This window comes from Acinetobacter sp. TTH0-4 (assembly GCF_015602665.1).
Classification (GTDB): domain Bacteria; phylum Pseudomonadota; class Gammaproteobacteria; order Pseudomonadales; family Moraxellaceae; genus Acinetobacter; species Acinetobacter albensis.
Genome location: NZ_CP059079.1, coordinates 2,533,730 through 2,548,526 on the forward strand (window position 1 = coordinate 2,533,730; position 14,797 = coordinate 2,548,526).

General features: G+C 40.3%; 11 protein-coding genes and 3 tRNA genes. 10 read left to right on the top strand and 4 right to left on the bottom strand.

Features of this window, described 5'->3' with window-relative positions; genetic code table 11:
• Positions 1–543 precede the first annotated feature (543 nt).
• From H0S58_RS11840 to H0S58_RS11860, 5 genes are all read left to right on the top strand, one after another.
• Positions 544–3,972, top strand: a complete 3,429-nt coding sequence (locus tag H0S58_RS11840; RefSeq protein WP_195726613.1) for an Rne/Rng family ribonuclease — start codon at positions 544–546, stop codon at positions 3,970–3,972.
• Between the two features lie 173 nt (positions 3,973–4,145).
• Positions 4,146–5,987, top strand: a complete 1,842-nt coding sequence (locus H0S58_RS11845) for a long-chain-acyl-CoA synthetase (protein WP_195726614.1) — start codon at positions 4,146–4,148, stop codon at positions 5,985–5,987.
• 189 nt (positions 5,988–6,176) lie between these two features.
• A tRNA-Lys gene (locus H0S58_RS11850) sits at positions 6,177–6,252 on the top strand.
• Positions 6,253–6,274: 22 nt separating this feature from the next.
• Positions 6,275–6,350: transfer RNA gene (locus H0S58_RS11855), tRNA-Lys, on the top strand.
• Between the two features lie 53 nt (positions 6,351–6,403).
• Positions 6,404–6,479: transfer RNA gene (locus H0S58_RS11860), tRNA-Lys, on the top strand.
• Between the two features lie 246 nt (positions 6,480–6,725).
• On the opposite strand, the gene H0S58_RS11865 is transcribed toward H0S58_RS11860, so the two are convergent.
• Entirely contained in the window at positions 6,726–7,067 is a 342-nt protein-coding gene (locus H0S58_RS11865) for a hypothetical protein (RefSeq protein WP_195726615.1), read from the bottom strand.
• Positions 7,018–7,344, bottom strand: coding sequence for a hypothetical protein (locus H0S58_RS11870; protein WP_195726616.1), 327 nt, complete (start codon positions 7,342–7,344; stop codon positions 7,018–7,020). Before H0S58_RS11870 ends, H0S58_RS11865 begins: the two co-directional genes overlap by 50 nt.
• Before the next feature lie 297 nt (positions 7,345–7,641).
• Between H0S58_RS11870 and H0S58_RS11875 the strand changes: the two genes are divergently transcribed.
• Positions 7,642–7,893: a PspC domain-containing protein gene (locus H0S58_RS11875; RefSeq protein WP_195726617.1), complete on the top strand. Its 252-nt coding sequence runs from the start codon at positions 7,642–7,644 to the stop codon at positions 7,891–7,893.
• A gap of 86 nt (positions 7,894–7,979) precedes the next feature.
• Here H0S58_RS11875 and H0S58_RS11880 read toward each other — a convergent pair whose 3' ends face one another.
• On the bottom strand, positions 7,980–9,089 hold the full coding sequence (locus H0S58_RS11880) for an HPP family protein (protein WP_195726618.1): 1,110 nt from the start codon (positions 9,087–9,089) through the stop codon (positions 7,980–7,982).
• A 342-nt stretch (positions 9,090–9,431) separates the two neighbouring features.
• On the opposite strand from H0S58_RS11880, the gene glyQ reads away from it, so the two are divergent.
• Positions 9,432–10,415 carry a glycine--tRNA ligase subunit alpha gene (gene glyQ / locus H0S58_RS11885; RefSeq protein ID WP_053578874.1) on the top strand — a complete coding sequence of 328 codons (984 nt, stop codon included), beginning with the start codon at positions 9,432–9,434 and terminating at the stop codon, positions 10,413–10,415.
• Positions 10,415–12,484 (top strand): glycine--tRNA ligase subunit beta, encoded by a 2,070-nt coding sequence (glyS, locus tag H0S58_RS11890; protein WP_193893261.1) that lies wholly within the window; start codon positions 10,415–10,417, stop codon positions 12,482–12,484. Before glyQ ends, glyS begins: the two co-directional genes overlap by 1 nt.
• An 83-nt stretch (positions 12,485–12,567) precedes the next feature.
• Here glyS and H0S58_RS11895 read toward each other — a convergent pair whose 3' ends face one another.
• Entirely contained in the window at positions 12,568–13,290 is a 723-nt protein-coding gene (locus H0S58_RS11895; RefSeq protein WP_193893258.1) for a hypothetical protein, read from the bottom strand.
• Between the two features lie 200 nt (positions 13,291–13,490).
• Between H0S58_RS11895 and H0S58_RS11900 the strand changes: the two genes are divergently transcribed.
• Positions 13,491–13,880, top strand: a complete 390-nt coding sequence (locus H0S58_RS11900; protein WP_053578877.1) for a hypothetical protein — start codon at positions 13,491–13,493, stop codon at positions 13,878–13,880.
• Positions 13,881–14,221: 341 nt separating this feature from the next.
• Complete coding sequence (locus H0S58_RS11905; protein WP_195726619.1) at positions 14,222–14,761, top strand: hypothetical protein; 540 nt, start codon at positions 14,222–14,224, stop codon at positions 14,759–14,761.
• Positions 14,762–14,797 lie beyond the last annotated feature (36 nt).

Consider the following 14,797-nt stretch of genomic DNA (forward strand, 5'->3'; position numbering starts at 1 on the left):
CCTAAAGAATATGCCGACGCCGAAGGCTTTATTATATCGGCAAAAAAGCAAACTGTTGCGTTTAATTGTATTTCGGTACATAAAATCAGTTTGCCGCAAAAAATATGTCGCCAACCAAAAGTTGGTTTTAAACGTAAACTGATACACATCAGATAAGTCGCGTCCTAAAGTCGCATTCAGGCTACAACGTTGATGTATTGGATCTGCACATGAAGCACTGATACGATGATAATTCCGTATCAAGACACTCTATCTGTAAATGAAGAGATGATCTTTAAGCTAAGTGACAGTGAAAGTTACTCACATCCAATGCACCGTCTGTCCGCCAGTGAATCGTTTAGGTTACTTTAATCAACTCATGATTAAAGCCGTATTGCCATCATCAATATGGACATCAAAAACCGAAGCCCAACAAAAAAGGCCGGTAAAAAAGCTCAGACCACAATTGTAGTATTTTGAGATCTGGGTGTTGATCCTTAATGTATGGTGTTCGCTACGTGAATAGCGATGTTTTGTTGTGTATCGCTATTAGGTGTTACACCCATGAAACGTATGTTGATTAATGCAACACATGCCGAAGAGATTCGCGTTGCACTTGTCACTGGTCAGCGTCTTTACGATTTTGATTTAGAGAATCGTACCCGTGAACAAAAAAAATCCAATATCTATAAAGGTCACGTGACTCGCGTTGAACCTTCTTTAGAAGCTGTCTTTGTTGAATACGGTGCAGGTCGTCAAGGCTTTCTCTCAATGCGTGAAATCGCAAACTCATATTACAAAGCAGACCCTCGCCAAACTTCAAATATCCGCGAATTAATCACTGAAGGTACTGAACTTTTAGTGCAAGTGGAAAAAGAAGAACGAGGCAATAAAGGTGCAGCGTTATCTACTTTTATTTCACTTGCGGGTCGTTATTTGGTCCTTATGCCAAACAACCCAAAAGGTGGCGGTATTAGTCGTCAAATTTCAGGTTCAGTTCGTGAAGAATTGAAAGAAATGCTGGCATCACTCAATATTCCACGCGGCATGAGTGTAATTGTACGTACTGCTGGTATTGGTCGTTCGCAAGAAGAATTACAACTCGATTTACAACATTTGATGGATCTTTGGGCACAAATCCAAACCACAGCAAGTTCTGGCCCATCGCCAATGTTAGTTCATCAAGAAGCAGGCGTGGTGACACGTGCTATTCGTGACTATTTACGTGATGATGTTGCAGAAATCTTAATTGACTCCGAACAAGCTTATAACGAGGCTTATAACTTCGTAAAAGCAGTGATGCCACGCCAATTAGAAAAACTAAAAACTTATACTTTAAATGAGCCATTATTTGCTCATTTTGCAATTGAAAGCCAAATTCAAACCGCTTATGAACGCGAAGTTAAACTGCCATCTGGTGGTTCAATCGTAATTGATCAAACTGAAGCCTTGGTGTCAATTGACATTAACTCAGCAAAATCGACACGTGGTCATGACGTTGAAGATACGGCTTTAAGTACTAATTTAGAAGCGGCAGAAGAAATCGCGCGCCAACTACGTTTACGCGATATTGGCGGTCTAGTGGTGATCGATTTTATCGACATGACCAAAGATCGCAACCAGCGTATGGTTGAAGCGAAACTTCGTGAAGCAACGCAAAGCGACCGTGCTCGTATTCAATTCGGCCAATTGTCTCGTTTTGGTTTAATGGAAATGAGCCGTCAACGCTTACGTCCATCGCTTGAAGAAGCAACAGGTTATGTGTGCCCACGTTGTCATGGCACAGGTATGGTGCGTGACTTACGCTCTCTTTCACTCTCAATTATGCGTAAAGTTGAAGAAATTGCGCTTCGTGAGCGTCATGGTGAAGTTCAAGTTGAAGTTCCAGTTGAAATTGCAGCATTTTTGTTGAATGAAAAACGTCATACTTTGGTTTATTTAGAACAAACCTCAAATGTACGTGTCACTGTGTTGCCCCATCCGCACTTAGAAACGCCACATTATGAAATCACTTATAATGCTGAAGGCTTTGCACCGACTAGCTATGAACGCACAGAAGCAACGCGTTCAAGTGAAAAAGAATTGGGTTATGAATCTTCTGAATGGCATTTAGAAGAAGAACAACACGTTCAAAATACCGCTCAAACAGTACAACAATCAGAGCGCAATAACAAAAAGCAGCCACAACATCAACAGGCAGCTCAAACACAACATCAAGCGATTGCGCCTGCTGTACCATCAACCAGTCCATGCGCTTGGCTTGAAAACCTGTTTGTACAAAAACAAGCAGCGACTATAGATCAGTCACGTTCAGCCAATAATGCAGCCGCAGCAATTGAACAAATGGTTAATGGTGGTGCTGTTAGTCGCGGACAATTTGGCCAAGTTGCAGCGTCTGTGCCTGTTGCTCACACCCCTGTTTCAACGGCAAATAACAATGCTTATTTGGCTCCAAGTGCGCCTACTCCTCCGAAACCAGAACAACGTGAAGTGAACGATCGTTATTCTGATAAAGAAGAAAAATCGCAACGCCATAATAAAAAACGCGTAAACAAGCCAAAAGAGCAACGCGAACAAGTTCAACATGACAATCAACATAACCAAGTGCATGAAGAAATTGTTCAAGCTCCTCGTCAAGAGCAACGTCATGAACAGCGCCAAGACCAACGTCATGAACAGCGCCAAGACCAACGCCATGAAGCACGTCAGGACTCACGTGAAAATAAACGTCCAGTTCGACGTCAACAGGTAGAACAGCAAAATTCGGATACTCCAACCGAACAAAATGCAGTTCCGCGCCGTGACCGTAATAACCAGCAACGTCCGAATCGCCCAAATCGTCATCGCGATCAGAGCGTTCTGAATGAGCAAATCGCACCTGAAACTGTGGTAAGCGCATTACCAACAGCAACGGAGCAATCACCTAAAGTTGAAGTGATTGACGCACCTCGTCAGCAGGTTATGCCAACTGCATTGATGGTCAATATTGATGAAGCGAAAAGTGAAATTGTGGCACTTCACTCAGCAAAACCCATTGCTGAAGCACCTGTTGTGCAATCTGCACCAGTTGAATCTAAAGAAGTAGTGACTCAAACCCCAGTTGCAGCAGTAGCGGAAAAAGCAGCAATTGCTCCATCAAAACCAGAGTCAAAACAAGTAGGTTCTGCTGATCAGCGCGCGAGTAATGATCCACGTATGCGTCGTCGCCAGAAACGTGGCGCTCAAGTAAAACAAGCCCAAGCACCAAAACTAAACCCATCTCAAGTTCCAACTTTGGGGCAGTACACTGTGGGTAGTTTAATTCGCCATGTCTATGGTGAAGATTGTTCCGTTTTAATTGAACAATTTGGTTTAATTCCAACGTTCAATCGTGCCTTGGTTAAATTTACTGAGCAATATGCAGCCACTCTTTCGCATCAGGAAACTGAAACGGATGTTGCAGCACAACCCGTGACACGTGATGTTGCTATCACCAAAGCGACACCAGAAGCTGAACCTGCCCCAGTGTTAGATTTAACACCACCAAGCACTGTTTCAGACAACCGTGTTGCCAATGATCCACGTGAGCGTCGTCGTTTGGCAAAATTGGCTGCAGAACAAGCTTTAGAGCAAGCTAAGCAATCGCATAGCGAACCTTCAGCTGGAAAAGCAGTGCCAGATGAAACCCCATCTAGTGAAAGCAAGGTTGAAGTTGAGCAAAAATCAGCAATAGACGAAACACCCGTTGTTGAGGTGACTGAAACACCTGAAACCGTAGCAGAGCCAACGCCTACTGTTCAGCCTGTAAAAGCAGCACCCAATGCAAAAGTAGTCGCTGAAAAACCTATACAAACGGAGTTGGCAGTCGATGCCGCTCAAGATGTACAAGCTTTGGCTGAACCAAAATCGGATGCAGACAAACCCGAAACAGAGGATGAGGCAGACAAACCTGTACGCCCTCGTCGTCCACGCGGCCGTCCACCGAAGAAAGCAACGCCTGCAAGCGAGTCTTAATTCGCTCTAATGCAGTAAAATAAAAAAACCTAGTCATTTCGGTGACTGGGTTTTTTTTGTTATTTTTGTCAAATTAGGTTGATTGCACTACGATTAAACGATTAGAAAGACAGCTGTACCTAGAAACGCAAACAATTAAATATATTGGATTATGACAAATAGATAGGATTCTTATGAACCACAACCCGCAAAGTGATCTAATTAAGCTTACTGATGTTGCCACAAAATTACCTAAACTGATCAATAAAGTTCCTCATTTATTGAGTGGCCTAAAACAAGCTTACTTACGTACACCAACGACAGCGACAGGTCTAGGTATCGCTTTTGAGAAAGCCGTTAAGCACAATCCACATGGAATGGCGTTATTATTTGAAGAACAAAAATTCAGTTATCAAGCACTGAATGAATGGGCCAATCAGATTGGACATTTTTATTTATCAATTGGTGCACGTAAAGGCGACGTGATTGCAGTCATGGTGGAAAACCGTCCTGAGCTTTTGGCTACAGTCATTGCTTTAGCCAAAATTGGGGTGACCACCGCTTTGGTCAATACCTCACAAACAGCTAAGGCATTGACCCACAGTATTAATCTGGTTAAACCTATTGCTGTGATTGCTGGCGAAGAATGCCGTGCTGCAATAGAAGAAGTACGCTCTGATTTAAACGTTGGAACAGACCGTTTTCACTGGTTTGCAGACCAGCCAACTCGTATTGAGCCAGGTACAGCACCTAAAGGCTGGCGTAATTTAGCAGAGAAAATTGATCATTTTCCAAAATTTAATACGCCAACAACGCATACTGTTCAAGGCAAAGATGGTTTATTTTATATTTATACTTCAGGTACGACAGGCTTACCAAAGGCGGTCATTTTTACTCACAGTCGTTGGACTTTGGCCTACGGCACGTATGGTCATGTCTTAAATCTGAATAAAAATGATGTCATGTATGTGACTTTGCCGCTGTATCACGCCACTGGAATTGTGGTCTGTTGGTGTGGCGTGATTGCAGGTCATGCAACATTGGCTCTACGTCGAAAATTCTCGACCTCTTCATTTTGGAAAGATGTCCAAAAATTTGATGCTTCAGCCATCGGTTATGTCGGTGAGTTGTGTCGTTACTTGATGGATGCACCCACTTCTGAAAATGAACAACGACATCGTGTCAAAAAAATGATTGGTAATGGGATGCGTCCGAATATTTGGGATAAATATAAAGCACGCTTTGGAGTGGAAGAAATTCTCGAACTCTATGCCTCAAGTGAAGGCAATGTGGGTTTTAGCAATGTCTTTAATTTTGATAATACCGTCGGTTTCTCCCCGACACCATATGCCATTGTAGAATTTGACAAAGAAAGCAATAGCCCAGTAAAAGATGCTAAAGGCTGGTGTAAAAAAGTTAAAAAAGGTGAAGTCGGCTTATTGATTGGAAAAATCACCCGTCGCTCTCCTTTTGATGGTTATACCGACCCTGAAAAAAACAAATCTGTCATCATGAAGGATGTATTTAAACACGGCGATTCATTTTTCAATACGGGTGATTTAGTACGTGATATTGGTTTCCGTCACGCTCAATTTGTTGATCGCTTAGGTGATACTTTCCGCTGGAAAGGTGAAAATGTTTCCACCACTGAAGTTGAAAATGCAGTCAGTGAATATGAAAAAATTGCTGAAGCAGTCGTATATGGGGTTGAAATTCCGAATACTAATGGTCGCGCCGGAATGGCTGCCATCACTTTGTCTGAAGGTACAACATTAACCGAGCAAGATCTGCAACAGATGGCGACTCAGTTTAAAAAATGCGTACCTGCCTATGCCGTTCCTGTTTTTTTACGTATTCAAAAGCAAGTTGAAACCACGGGAACATTCAAATATCAAAAAAATAAGTTAAAAGAACAATCTTTTGACCCAAATAAAAATGATGAGCGCTTGCTGGTTTTGCTTCCAAATGCCACAGGATATTGTGATCTGACGCCAGAAATATTTAGCAATATTGAAGCTTATCAATACCGCTTTTAATTCAAATATTGGTTTTTTGCAGTCGATTCGGCAAATTTGTTGTATTTATAATCAAACATCAACAAGTTTGCTATTTTTTACTTGCGCTCGATTGATATCTTGCTACAATACGCGACATCAAAACAAAGTGGTGTTGAGAAAATTTAATTTTCTTACACTGTACATTCAAGTACTTCTTGAATGTTGTTAGGGTCGTTAGCTCAGCTGGTAGAGCAGCGGACTTTTAATCCGTTGGTCCCGCGTTCGAATCGCGGACGACCCACCACTTATTTTGATCACCTAGAGATGGGTCGTTAGCTCAGCTGGTAGAGCAGCGGACTTTTAATCCGTTGGTCCCGCGTTCGAATCGCGGACGACCCACCATCTTCTAAAACTTCTGACCTGAAGTTTTCTAGCTTTTAAAGCAATCTTTAAATGGGTCGTTAGCTCAGCTGGTAGAGCAGCGGACTTTTAATCCGTTGGTCCCGCGTTCGAATCGCGGACGACCCACCATTTATCTCAAAGTTTTTCTCAACTCAATTCTCGTTATATCTTCTCTCGTTTGAGATTTTTTTGCGTAAACACTCTATTTCAAATCATGTTTAATTTTTTTGATTCATCCAAGCAAGTGACACTAAAGAATAATGTAACTGTATAAATTCATATTTTATCGACTCAGCGTTGATTGAGTGAAAGTCTATTTTTAATATTTACTCAACTAAAATTGTATTTTATTGATCCACATTTTTTAAATTCCAGTTAATCCTTGAGCAATACATAGGCTTTTAAAGGTTTACGATAACCCTGTTTAAAGTAATATTTATCCCCACCTGAGTTTTCTCGATTAATTTTGTCCAAATTCATAATCAAATGCTGTGGGTCTTGAATATCATAATAGAAATTTACCCCATCCTTGCGATGTACCACCAATTCCGTTTTCTCCAAATTGATAGACCATGTATCACGGCGATAATTTGCATTGCGCGAATCTGTTTGAGTATTCTCAGCAAATACTTTACCAAACTGCACAATACTTCGATGCACCGAACCGTCAGCACTGAGGTTTAAAATATATTCTGCCGTTCCCGCAGCACAAGGCACAAGGCACAAAATTATCATCACATGGAATATGGGCATGATAGCGGCCAATAAAAGGTTTTTCATAAGATTTAATGGGTGATTTCCGCGCATGTGTCATTGCAGGAAGAGTGGCTTGACCCGCAATCTCTATGAGCGTTTTGGCTTGTTCAGCTTCGAGCGACTGGGGAGATTTATTCGGATTTTGAGAAAAACTTTCTACCACTCCGCTAGAATCACAGGCCATCATCCCAACCAAAGCAATAAAGACTAAACCCCAGCGAAAATAGCAGATTGACAAGTACAAATCCTTCTTCCTTAAAGTGAGTTAAATCTTCCCTTAATCCGCTCAGAATATCACTACAGAGCTGATTACATTCGCAGTTTAATAGCTGCTCATACTCTTATAATGTGTAATTTTTTAAAAAAATAAAACCCAATAATGCGTAGGCTGGCAGTTTATGTGCAGCGTGCAGAGAATTCACTATTGGTTACATAACTTAACCATTTTCTCTATTTAATGGCTTTAAAAGGTCATTTAAAGCACCATCTATTTATTATAAAGATATTTTATTCTTCACCTTTTAAGGAGATTTAGATGGCCAATGTTGGTTTATATCGCTCTCACCGACAAAATATGATTGCTGGGGTAATGGGTGGTATTGCTGAACGATTTGGTTGGAATGCAAATTTGTTACGCACTATTTTCGTGATTATTTCAATCATGAGTGCTGCATTTCCTGGCATTTTGGTTTATTTGGTTTTATGGCTAATTATGCCTAAAAAACCTTTTCAAATAGATGCGGCTGAAGGCTATCAAAATCCTATTCGTACTGTAAACCGAGATTGAAAAACTTAACCTTAATTCTTTTAGTCTATTCCTGTTTTATGCTACGACTTTTGCCCCAAATAGTCGTAGCTTTTTTTAGTTTCTATTTATGATTGCTGTTTTACTTGAATGAGTTGTTGATTTAAGACAGCGATCATATCTGCACGGCTAATGATGCCCACCAAATGTTGTTTATCAACGACTGGAATATAATTAAACGAGCGCTCAACAAAGTAAGGCACCAAATCTTGAATAGGCTGTAAAGGCTGCACAGTAACCACTTTCGGGTTCATAATATGGCGCACCCGGTGTTCCCATGTGGCTTTAGGATCTGCTGCCCGTTTGAACCATTCCACTACTTCATACAATGCCAAAGTGCCGACCAAAATTTCTTGTGCATTGACCACGGGTAAACTCATTAAATTTACATTTTTAAATTTATCTAATGCTTCATGAATATCGTCTTCTGCATGCAGCACAATCACATCTTTGGTCATAATATCTTGACAGACATAATGATTAATTGATCGTGAATTGGCAATTTCCTGTGCCTCTAAAATAATTTTTTGCAGGTCATATTCACTAATATCGAGTAACTCGGTTTGATGCTCTAACACATCCTGAATATCTTGCGGTTGAATGGTAACTTTTTGAGTGGGCGTTGGATCCTTTGAACGCTGATTGATTTGCGCAACGTTTGGATACTGTTTACCCAAGAGCCGATTAAATCCAATCGCGATAACCAGTAATAAAAGAGAGTTGAGTAAAACTGGATAAAAAATAAAATGATAACCCAACTGATGTACCACATCGCCGCCCAATACAGCGGTAATAGCGACTGCCCCACTGGGTGGATGCAGCGAATCGGTCGTCATCATTAAAATAATAGACAGACCTACGGCAACACTAAAAGCTTCGGTTAAATTTGGAATATACAGTGCACAGGTCACGCCAATAATACCTGCAATGCTATTTCCGACCACCATATTCCATGGCTGTGCCAAGGGACTAGCAGGCACAGCAAATAACAATACTGAAGAAGCCCCCATGGGTGCGATATACCACGCATTAATATCACCTAGCACCCACCAGCTGATCAAGGATGAAAGTGCAAGTCCGAGCAGAGCACCTATTCCACACAGTAATCGGTCTTTTAAGGGGAGGACTTTAAAATTAGGTTTTAGGGTATTCAGCCAGTCTGCTTTAGAGTGAAACACTGTTTGCCTTAAGGATTGTTTTAACGAATGAAACCATTATAAAGTGATCATCTTATAAGATGTATTTATTTTATATTTTTATATACATCTCGAAGCGCTTAGTCTTGAACCATGTTGGTGAATCCCCACTCGTAATCCATTGTTATTTTTTGATTTAATCATTCTATTATGTTGAGAGAGTCTGATAATTTACTGAGCCGAAAATATCAATCTTTAAAACTTTCTATGATTAAATCTATACACTCAGATGAAAATCGAGCAACTTAATCTATATCCTTTGCCACCCACCATCAAAGCCCTTATAATTGAGCACAATTTTTCTCTAATTTTAAGTGGATGACCATGAGTCGCGCCATATCGCATATTGATACATTTCAAGGCTTAATTCTTGCCTTACAAAACTACTGGGCTGAACAAGGTTGCGTTATTTTACAACCTTACGATATGGAAATGGGCGCAGGAACATTCCACACAGCGACCTTCCTTCGTGCTTTAGGGCCTGAAACCTGGAATGCAGCCTACGTTCAACCGTCACGTCGTCCCAAAGATGGCCGTTATGGCGAAAACCCAAACCGCTTGCAGCACTACTACCAATTCCAAGTGGTGTTGAAGCCAAATCCAGACAACATCCAACAGCTTTATTTAGATTCTTTAAAAGCCATTGGTATTGATCCCCTCGTTCATGACATTCGTTTTGTCGAAGACAATTGGGAATCTCCAACACTCGGTGCTTGGGGCTTAGGTTGGGAAGTTTGGTTAAACGGTATGGAAGTGACTCAGTTCACGTACTTCCAACAAGTCGGCGGTGTGGAGTGCTACCCAGTCACAGGCGAAATCACCTATGGTCTTGAGCGTCTTGCGATGTACTTACAAGGTGTAGACTCTGTTTATGATTTGGTTTGGACTAAAGGTCAGTTTGGTACTGTGACTTATGGCGATGTGTTCCATCAAAACGAAGTAGAACAATCGACTTATAACTTCGAATACGCAAACGTTGAAAAAATGTTTGAATTGTTCGATTTCTACGAAGCGGAAGCAACACGCTTAATTGAAGCAGAACTTCCACTTCCCGCTTATGAACAAGTCATCAAAGCATCGCATAGCTTTAACTTGCTCGATGCACGTGGTGCAATTTCAGTCACTGAGCGTCAACGTTATATCTTACGTGTACGTACTTTGGCGCGTTCAATTGCACAAAGTTATGTGGCTGCTCGTGCGAAACTCGGTTTCCCAATGGCAGAGCCTGAACTTCGTGATGAAGTTTTGGCACAGTTAAAAGCACAAGTTGAAGCAGAAGCGAAAGAAGCAAACAAGGAGAGCAAATAATGTCTAAACATACCGTTTTGTTCGAATTGGGCTGTGAAGAACTTCCACCAAAAAGCTTAAAAAAATTACGTGATGCTTTGCATACTGAAACAGTGAAAGGCTTGAAAGATGCAGGTCTTGCATTTGATTCTATCGAAGCTTATGCAGCACCTCGTCGTTTGGCACTTAAAATTGTAGACGTTGATGGTGCACAAGCAGATACACAAAAACGCTTTGACGGCCCTGCTAAACAAGCCGCTTTTGATGCTGAAGGCAATGCAACCAAGGCGCTTGAAGGCTTTATGCGTGGTCAGGGCATCACTGTAGAGCAAGTCACGACTTTTCAAGCGGGTAAAGTTGAAAAAGTGTGCTACTTAAAAGATGTGAAAGGTCAAAGCCTTGATATTCTTTTACCTCAAATTTTACAAAATGCGCTGGACAATCTTCCAATTGCAAAACGTATGCGTTCTGCGGCTAGCCGTACTGAATTCGTGCGCCCTGTGAAATGGGTCGTATTACTGAAAGACAATGATGTGATTGAAGCAACCATTCAGGATCATAAAGCAGGCAATGTGACTTTTGGTCATCGTTTCCATGCACCTGAAGCCATTACTTTAACGCATGCAGATGAATACCTAGCGAAGTTAAAAGCAGCGTATGTGGTTGCAAACTTTGAAGAACGTCAATCTATTATTGATGATCAAGTAAAAGCACTTGCAGATGAAGTAAATGCGATTGCCATTGTACCAAGCGATCTTCGTGATGAAGTGACGGCATTGGTTGAATGGCCTGTTGCGCTTCGTGCAAGTTTTGAAGAGCGTTTCCTTGCCGTACCGCAAGAAGCTTTGATTACGACGATGCAAGACAACCAAAAGTACTTCTGTTTGGTCAATAGCGATAACAAGCTTCAACCGTATTTCATTACTGTTTCAAACATTGAGTCTAAAGACCCAGCTCAAATCATTGAAGGCAATGAGAAAGTGGTTCGTCCACGTTTGTCTGATGCTGAATTCTTCTTCTTACAAGATCAAAAGCAACCGCTTGCGTCTCGTAAAGAAAAATTAGCCAACATGGTGTTCCAAGCACAATTGGGTACGCTTTGGGATAAATCGACACGTATTGCAAAACTCGCGGTAGCACTTGCACCCATTACAGGTGCAAATGCAACTGATGCTGAAAAAGCAGCTCTGCTTGCAAAATGTGACTTAACCTCTGAGCTTGTGGGTGAGTTCCCAGAGCTTCAAGGCATTGCGGGGACGTATTACGCACGTCTTGAAGGTGAAAATACTGAAGTCAGCGATGCTTTGGGTGAGCAATACTTACCGAAGTTCGCAGGTGATGTTTTACCAAAAACTAAAACAGGCACAACGATTGCCCTTGCCGATCGTTTAGATACATTGACTGGTATTTTTGGGATCGGTCAAGCACCAACAGGTTCGAAAGACCCGTTTGCATTACGCCGTTCTGCGATTGGTATTTTACGTTTAGTGACTGAAAAAGAGCTAGATGTGTCAATTGAAGAACTCATCAAACTTGCGCTGAATGCTTATGGCGATGTTGTTGCAGATCATGCCAAGACTTTGGCGGACGCTGTTGCATTCCTTGAAGGTCGTTACCGTGCCAAATACGAAGACCAAGGTGTGGCGGTTGACGTGATTCAAGCAGTTCAAGCCTTGTCTCCAAAATCTCCACTTGATTTTGACAAGCGTGTAAATGCAGTCAATCACTTCCGTAATTTACCTGAAGCGGCTGCGCTTGCTGCTGCCAACAAACGTGTGGCTAACATTTTGGCAAAAGAAGCTGCGCCTACAGGTAATGTGGTTGAAGCGAACTTGGTAGAAGATGCTGAAAAAGCATTGTTTGCCGTACTTGCTAAAATCACACCTGAAGTTGAGCCGCTATTTGCTTCCAAAGAATATACAGAAGCATTGTCTAAGCTTGCTGCTTTACGTGCGCCTGTTGATGCATTCTTTGACAGCGTTATGGTGATGGCTGATGATGCAGAATTGAAAGCTAACCGTTTACGTCTGCTTGTACAGCTCCGTGATTTATTTACGAAAGTGGCGGATATTTCGGTATTGCAGCACTAAGCTTGAATTCTTGAAGTTTAAACAAAACCCCGCTATAAGTTAGTGGGGTTTTTATTTTGACTCACACTGAATCCAAAGAAAAATTAAGCCTTATTATGACCATGTAAATAATTAATTATTTTATCATGATAGGCTCTCAAATCCTCTGAATGTAAAGCAGTTGTATAAATATAATGTTCAAATTCTTCATTACTGGTTTCTAAATAATGAGATTGATATTGATGTAATATGATTTGTCCAAGATCCTTTATTTTATAATTTATCTCCATATAACTTTGTATCATCCCATTTTCGTATTGATATGTTCCTCTAGTTTTATCGTATTGCTTATATTCTTTCTCAAAACTATTTAAAGCCACATCTAGTGTAGATGTAGACATATAAAAACTCTTAATATAGTCATGAAAACTTGCATCAGTTTTCAAAAATAATTGAGGAGTTATGCTCTCAGGGAGCTTGTCACATTCTTTAGGATTAACTTCAGCATTACTGAATAGAGCCAATACGAAGCAATCCAATTGAACCCGACAAAAATTCAGATCATTAAGAGCTGTTTGAATAATTTCATTTTGTATTTTCTTATTGTGCTGCTCCTTCCAAGAAATAAAACCTACAATTGCAACTATAGGTGTCAGCACATAACTAAGAACTGTGAGAAAAGCTAAAATTTTTACTTCACTAAAAGCACAGTCAAATCCATACATATCTGTACATATCAGAAATCTTTGGATACCCCCGTAAATTAAAGTTAAAATCAAATAGATAAGAAGATAAACTATAATATAATTTATAATTTCTTTTTTCATAAAATAGTCTCTTAAATTTCAATATCATACTAGAAATAATTAATAAAGTTTCTCTAAATTATTAAAGCAATAAATAGAAAAAATATTCCTTAAATCAAGTTAAAATTAATCTTCAAAAGCAGACTATTTGATGTTTTCTATTTGAAACCTATATCTAATTCCCTATACTCAACTTACAACACTCAACAAGAAAGAATCTTATGAAACTTAAAATGCTTACTTTGACTGCTCTTGCGGGTATTGCCCTTACAGCGTGTACATCTGCGCCTAAAATTCCACAGCTTGCAACAGGGGTCTTGCAAGAAGTCCAAAATTTGGAAGTCTATCCTGAAACCACCAACAACAAAGCTAAACTCACCAAATTTACAGATAAATGTGTGATCGAATTTACAGGCAATTTGGCAACAGGAAAGTCAGTTGAACAATGGTCATTTAAAGGCTTAACCCTTATTTCGGGTGGTTCTGCAACATTTGCTCAGGATGGTTCAAGTACAGCAGCCAATTTTGACTTACATGCAGCAGAAGTACAAAAAAACTTTTTGATCCTCCGTAATCACTTCCATAAAGATGCTTTAGCACAATGTAACTGATGTATTTACGAATCACTGATTCATTTTTGATTGAGTGATTCAATCTTCCCCTGCCTTAATCTTCAGCTGAATCTGTTTTTATACTCATTAGGATTCTTCTCTAAAATATGAATTGTATATTTTTAAAAATAAGAAATTAATAAAAACCTTAATATTCAATATATTAAATAATTTGAAATGATTAGTTCTCTTCACATTTCTTGCCGAAGTGTTAATGCGCTGTTGCATAAACGTGTGAGTTTAATCTCAGGCTCATGATTTTTTCCTAAAACACATTATGATGATTTCCTCTGATCACTCGGTGCATAGTCGAGCTGAGTTCTATAGGATAAATTCAAAAAATGAAAATGCTTAAAATCACTCTAATTACCACGGCACTTTTAGCCACTAGCCCTCTATTTGCGAACACCTCGGTCAACGCAACAGCAGATATTAAAACTGAGCAACCTAGTATTTTGCATAATGTGACGCAAGGGGTAAAAAATACCGCGCATAAAGCTGGACATGGCATTCAAAATACCGCGCATAAAGCTGGACATGGCATTCAAAATACAGCTGTAAAAGTGGATCACGGTGTAGAAAAAGGGGTGGACAAAACCCGAACTGTCACTAAAAATGCATGGGAAAACACCAAAGACTTTAGTGCTGAAAAGTCTCAAGCAGTCGAAAATAAAGCAAAAAAAGTGAAAGATGCAACCGTGAAGAAAGCAGATCAAACCAAAACATATGCCAGTGAAAAATGGCAAAAAGGTAAAGATGCTGTGAGCTCTCATTCAGGCGATGCGCATGTCAATGGTAAAACCAATGTTGAGTTAAATACGCCAGCAGCAAAAGCCAATGTGGGTATTTCTACAGAAGCTGGGATTGGACACTCTAAATAATTTTTAATTACGATGGGGTATAGGAAAAGTTCATTT